Origin of the sequence: Leptolyngbya sp. FACHB-36 (genome assembly GCF_014695955.1) — a bacterium.
In the GTDB taxonomy this organism is placed as follows: Bacteria; Cyanobacteriota; Cyanobacteriia; order Leptolyngbyales; family Leptolyngbyaceae; genus FACHB-36.
Map to the genome: position 1 here is coordinate 1 of NZ_JACJPG010000517.1, position 4,665 is coordinate 4,665.

Genomic DNA, 4,665 nt, shown 5'->3' on the forward strand with positions numbered 1-4,665 from the left:
CACACTAAGCGGAGAGCCTTCTGGAAGAGGTGTTACCTGACCTTGACAAGCGATAATAAACACAATCGCTGGCAGCAATGGCTGGCGGCTGACGACTAGTAGCTACATGAGTGCGATGAATCGGTTGCTGTATGAACATTCCACGCCACATCGGGGGTACTTGATTGTCCCGTATGTGTTTGCGCTGGTAGGGGGCGAAACGCTCTACTCGTACACGCTGCTGTCGGAACGAGGGCGCAAAGGCAAGTTTCATAAAGCGGGCAATCCAGCGGGAGTTTGCAACCAGCAGCTTGCCCGTATTATTGCGATCGCCAAAGCATTTTTAGATCAGCACTCGGACATCAAGCATGACAGCGGCTACTTCGTCCACCGCTACACCTATCAGCACAACCTGATTGTTCTGATTGAGGAGGCAGACAAATGGTTTTACGACCACTATCCGCCAGAGGAGTTGACCAATATTGCTGCACCCAAGCTTTTTTCAACCCAGGACGAGTGTCTAGCATGGATTAGGCAGGGACTCGATCGCAATCTGCGTGTAGACCAGCGGTGATACAGCAGACGCTTCTACAAAAATTCACCCGCGAGGGTGCCGCCACCCCTGGGCAATTCGCAGAACATATGAAAAAGTGACCACATATTCCATCGGCAGCGCTTTTATCGCGTAGTGCCGTGTCGTTTTACCCAGGAGAATCTGTCATGGTTGGTAATACCCGGTTTGGCTGGCTGAATCAGAACTGCCGCTGTCCGATCTGCTGCATTCTACCGCCTCACATGACCGATGAAATCATCAAAAACGGCAATGAGGCGCAGCGATCGATGGCGCTAGAAACGCTGCGCGTGTCCGAGCAGTTTCGGGGACGTCGGGAGGCGGTTGGTGCCGTCACGTTGATGACTCCGACAGGCGAAAAGCGGCGCACGGTGTACGACGCCAAAACTGAGACACAGCTTCCAGGCACGCTGGTACGCGCAGAAGGCGACCCTGCCACCGGGGATACGGCGGTTGACGAGGCGTATGACGGTGCAGGCGCAACCTACGACTTTTTCGCGGAGATATTCGAGCGTAACTCGATCGACGATCGTGGCATGCGGCTCGAATCCACCGTTCACTTCGACAAGAAATACGACAACGCCTTCTGGAACGGCACCCAGATGGTTTACGGAGACGGCGATGGCGAGTTATTTAATCGCTTTACCGCCTCGATCGACGTCATCGGGCACGAACTCACCCACGGCATCACCCAGTTTGAAGCGGGTCTGATTTACTATGGGGAATCCGGAGCGATTAACGAATCCATGTCCGACGTGTTCGGCATTATGGTCAAGCAGTACAGCCTGAAGCAGACCGTGGAACAATCTGATTGGATTGTGGGCGCAGAGCTATTGACGCCGAAGGTCAAGGGCATCGGAATTCGATCGATGAAAGCTCCCGGTACCGCCTACGACGACCCTGTGCTGGGCAAAGATCCGCAGCCGGACCACCTGAGCAAGCTTTACAAAGGCACGGGCGACAACGGCGGCGTTCACATTAACTCTGGCATCCCCAACCGCGCTTTTTACCTGGCAGCCAGCGAAATTGGCGGCTACGCTTGGGAGAAAGCAGGCAAGATTTGGTACATTGCATTGCGCGATCGCCTGCGCGCTCGTGCCAACTTTAAGCGGGCAGCAAAAACAACGATCGACATTGCCGGAGAACTGTACGGACAGGACAGCACCGAGCAGAAAGCCGTCCGCAACGGCTGGAAAACAGTAGGAGTTAACGTCTAGTGCAGATTCGATCGCGCCGTTCAGTGATTTTCCTCATTGGAGCCGCACTACTGGGTGTTGTTGGCATCGGCAAACGGTATGCTGATGTCAACGCAAAGGAGTGCAGCAGGATGCAGGTTTCATTTGAGCGCAGCGGCGGCTTCGCTGGAATGCTAATGACGACCACGGTGGATACGGCTAGTTTGCCGTCCGAGCAATCGGCTCAACTGCGGCGCTTGGTAGACGCGGCTGACTTCTTTCGATTGCCCGCAACCATTCCATCAGGGGCCCAGCCCGATCGATTCCAGTATCAAATAACGGTAGAAGAGGACGGACGGCGGCACAGCGTTACCGTGGGAGAGGCGGCAATGCCCGGAACGATGCGCCCGCTGGTGGAGTGGCTAATGGAGGCAGTGCGACGGAAGTAGGCGCGAGGCATTCGGACCCAAATTTTTGTTGAATGCTTCGCGCTTACTAAGTTTTGGCGCTTTATACCCTGTCCCCTCGTAGCTAGCTCGATCGCGCGGTTAGCGTGATTCCAGAGACGCCCCAGGTTAGAAAGAACTGACGAAAGAGGTCTTTGCTGGCATTGGCTAAGCTGCCGTCAGCATCAACCAGGCCACCTTCAATGATTCTGCCGCGATCGGTGCGAAAGCTCAGTCGCAGTTCGCCAGATTCGTCCTCTTGAATGAACAGTTCCCCGGTCGCTAATATCTGCCCGGAACTGCCCGAAATCGCAAATCGCATCCGTCAGTGGTCCTTTCACGTCATTCATCATTTTGACAGGGATGGGCAGATGCGTTCTGAGTTTTGGGCGGCGATCGTGCCAATACGTTAGGAACGGTAGATTTCATCGGATCACGCATCGCAGTCAGAGCCGTCTGCGATTGATTGCCTCACTTAGCTTGCTTCAGGCGCTACAGCGGCTCGTAAAACTTTATTTGCAATGATTTATTTGCAATGATTGAAGTGATTGCTCTCTGAGGGAATAATAACTCCATCTACCCTGCAATCTGGACTGATTCAGCTGTAAATCAGCACCCAGCCTTGCAACCTCTTAGCGCAATCAAGGGAAATGGTCGTGACACAAGTTGACATTTGGCGGATGCAAGCGTTCGATCGCCTGGAAACCCTGCTGCACAAGCTACCCGATGGTACTGATCCAAACGATATCTTAATAGATAGCCTGATCCGAGACTTGAGTAAGCTGCCTGCGCGTCCAGCTGACAAGCCGCCGTATATGGGCATTTTCTCGCTTAGCGATACACATCTTGGTCGTCAAAAAGCAGCCGAGCGGCTTCAAGAACTGCAAGACACGCTTCAGGGCGACCTGAACCCGATCGACTGCCAAGTTGATGACCTGCTGCGAGCGCTGAGTAATTTACCGAAGCGTCCGGCCGACAAGCAACCCTACGCCAGCTTGTTTCCGGCAACGCCTATGAATCTGCTGACAGTCGGGCAGCTAACGGCAATCCTTCCCGACGCTGACTCAACGCGGGTGGCAGCCTTAACGCCGCACATTAATCGCACTTGCATCGAGTTCGACATCACGACGCCACTCCGACAAGCGCACTTTCTGGCGCAGGTTGCCCATGAGTCCGATCGCTTGCACGCGCTGGAAGAATACGCCTCCGGTGAGGACTACGAATGGCGCGACGACTTGGGTAACACGCAGCCCGGAGACGGCGTCCGCTTCAAAGGTAGAGGCTTGATTCAGATTACTGGTCGCGCTAACTACAGCCAGTGTGGCGCGGCACTAAACGTAGACTTGATTGCGGCTCCAAAGCGGCTGGCTGACCCCGATCTTGCCTGTCGCAGTGCTGGCTGGTTCTGGGACACGCGCCAGCTTAACCCCGATGCCGACAAAGACGATGTAGAAACCGTTACCAAAGTCATCAACGGTGGCTACAACGGCTTAGACGATCGTGTCCAGCTGCTGCAAGCGGCTAAACGGATCCTTAGTGCATAAGTCGGCTTTTGCCATTACACGAACGGATTTCGCGCGAAATTCTACAGAGAACGGCTATCGCTGAACATTTTTCGGCGGTGAATCTGTAGTACAACGTGGAGCTTGACCCCTCTGCTAGATTCAGCAGAGAATTCCTCTACTGGCAAGCTACGGCAAGAACCATCATGACACCGCTTCGGACTCTAGGCACTCCCCCCAATGCTTGGGCAGTTGATGCGACGATCGCCGATCTGACTCGTCCATCGCTGCCTCCGCAGCCGATTACGATTCCAACCGCGACCAAAACTCTACGGCTGGATTTGGCGAAAGCCGCGCTGCTAGTGATTGACATGCAGAACGACTTCTGCCACCCAGACGGCTGGCTGGCGCACATTGGCGTCGATGTGACTCCGGCACGATCGCCGATCGGACCGCTGCAAGCTCTGCTACCAGCACTGCGGAGTGTCGGAGTACCGATCATCTGGGTCAACTGGGGCAACCGTCCTGATTTGCTCAACATCAGCGCTGCCCAGCGCCACGTCTACAACCCCACAGGTGACGGTGTTGGGCTGGGCGATCCGCTGCCTGCAAACGGTGCTCCGGTTCTTACCGTCGGCAGTTGGGCAGCCGCCGTGGTGGATGAGCTAGAGCCAGCGCCCGCCGACATCCGCGTAGACAAATACCGCATGAGCGGCTTTTGGGACACGCCCCTCGACAGCATCTTGAAAAATTTGGGTAAGACGACGCTGTTCTTTGCTGGAGTCAACGCGGATCAATGCGTGATGGCGACGCTGCAAGATGCCAACTTTCTCGGCTACGACTGCATTTTGTTCACGGACTGCACCGCAACCACCTCACCGGAGTTCTGCTGGCAAGCAACGCTTTACAATGTCAAGCAGTGTTTTGGATTTGTAACAGAGTCGGGGACAGTTTTAACTTCAATTAAGAAGGAAAAAAATTAAAGCTTAAAG

6 protein-coding genes are annotated in these 4,665 nt (G+C 54.7%); 5 read left to right on the forward strand and 1 reads right to left on the reverse strand.

Annotation, left to right across the window (positions count from 1 at the left end; genetic code table 11):
• Positions 1 to 106: 106 nt before the first annotated feature.
• The 3 genes from H6F43_RS14835 to H6F43_RS14845 all read left to right on the forward strand — a co-directional run bounded on the left by H6F43_RS14835 (position 107) and on the right by H6F43_RS14845 (position 2,174).
• On the forward strand, positions 107 to 553 hold the full coding sequence (locus H6F43_RS14835) for a hypothetical protein (RefSeq protein ID WP_206754574.1): 447 nt from the start codon (positions 107 to 109) through the stop codon (positions 551 to 553).
• Between the two features lie 146 nt (positions 554 to 699).
• Positions 700 to 1,767 (forward strand): M4 family metallopeptidase, encoded by a 1,068-nt coding sequence (locus H6F43_RS14840; RefSeq protein WP_199290365.1) that lies wholly within the window; start codon positions 700 to 702, stop codon positions 1,765 to 1,767.
• Positions 1,767 to 2,174, forward strand: coding sequence for a protealysin inhibitor emfourin (locus tag H6F43_RS14845; RefSeq protein WP_199290366.1), 408 nt, complete (start codon positions 1,767 to 1,769; stop codon positions 2,172 to 2,174). The genes H6F43_RS14840 and H6F43_RS14845 overlap by 1 nt, the downstream gene beginning before the upstream one ends.
• Before the next feature lie 82 nt (positions 2,175 to 2,256).
• Here H6F43_RS14845 and H6F43_RS14850 read toward each other — a convergent pair whose 3' ends face one another.
• Positions 2,257 to 2,493 (reverse strand): hypothetical protein, encoded by a 237-nt coding sequence (locus H6F43_RS14850; RefSeq protein ID WP_190343510.1) that lies wholly within the window; start codon positions 2,491 to 2,493, stop codon positions 2,257 to 2,259.
• 334 nt (positions 2,494 to 2,827) lie between these two features.
• On the opposite strand from H6F43_RS14850, the gene H6F43_RS23185 reads away from it, so the two are divergent.
• Positions 2,828 to 3,715 (forward strand): glycoside hydrolase family 19 protein, encoded by an 888-nt coding sequence (locus H6F43_RS23185; protein WP_199290367.1) that lies wholly within the window; start codon positions 2,828 to 2,830, stop codon positions 3,713 to 3,715.
• A gap of 164 nt (positions 3,716 to 3,879) precedes the next feature.
• Positions 3,880 to 4,656, forward strand: coding sequence for an isochorismatase family cysteine hydrolase (locus H6F43_RS14860; RefSeq protein WP_190343512.1), 777 nt, complete (start codon positions 3,880 to 3,882; stop codon positions 4,654 to 4,656).
• Positions 4,657 to 4,665 lie beyond the last annotated feature (9 nt).

Excerpts from the sequence above, each read along its gene's own strand:
- H6F43_RS14835 (WP_206754574.1), top strand. The coding sequence starts at position 107 with ATGAGTGCGATGAATCGGTTGCTGTATGAACATTCCACGCCACATCGG.
- H6F43_RS14840 (WP_199290365.1), top strand. The coding sequence starts at position 700 with ATGGTTGGTAATACCCGGTTTGGCTGGCTGAATCAGAACTGCCGCTGT.
- H6F43_RS14850 (WP_190343510.1), bottom strand. The coding sequence starts at position 2,493 with ATGCGATTTGCGATTTCGGGCAGTTCCGGGCAGATATTAGCGACCGGG.
- H6F43_RS14860 (WP_190343512.1), top strand. The coding sequence starts at position 3,880 with ATGACACCGCTTCGGACTCTAGGCACTCCCCCCAATGCTTGGGCAGTT.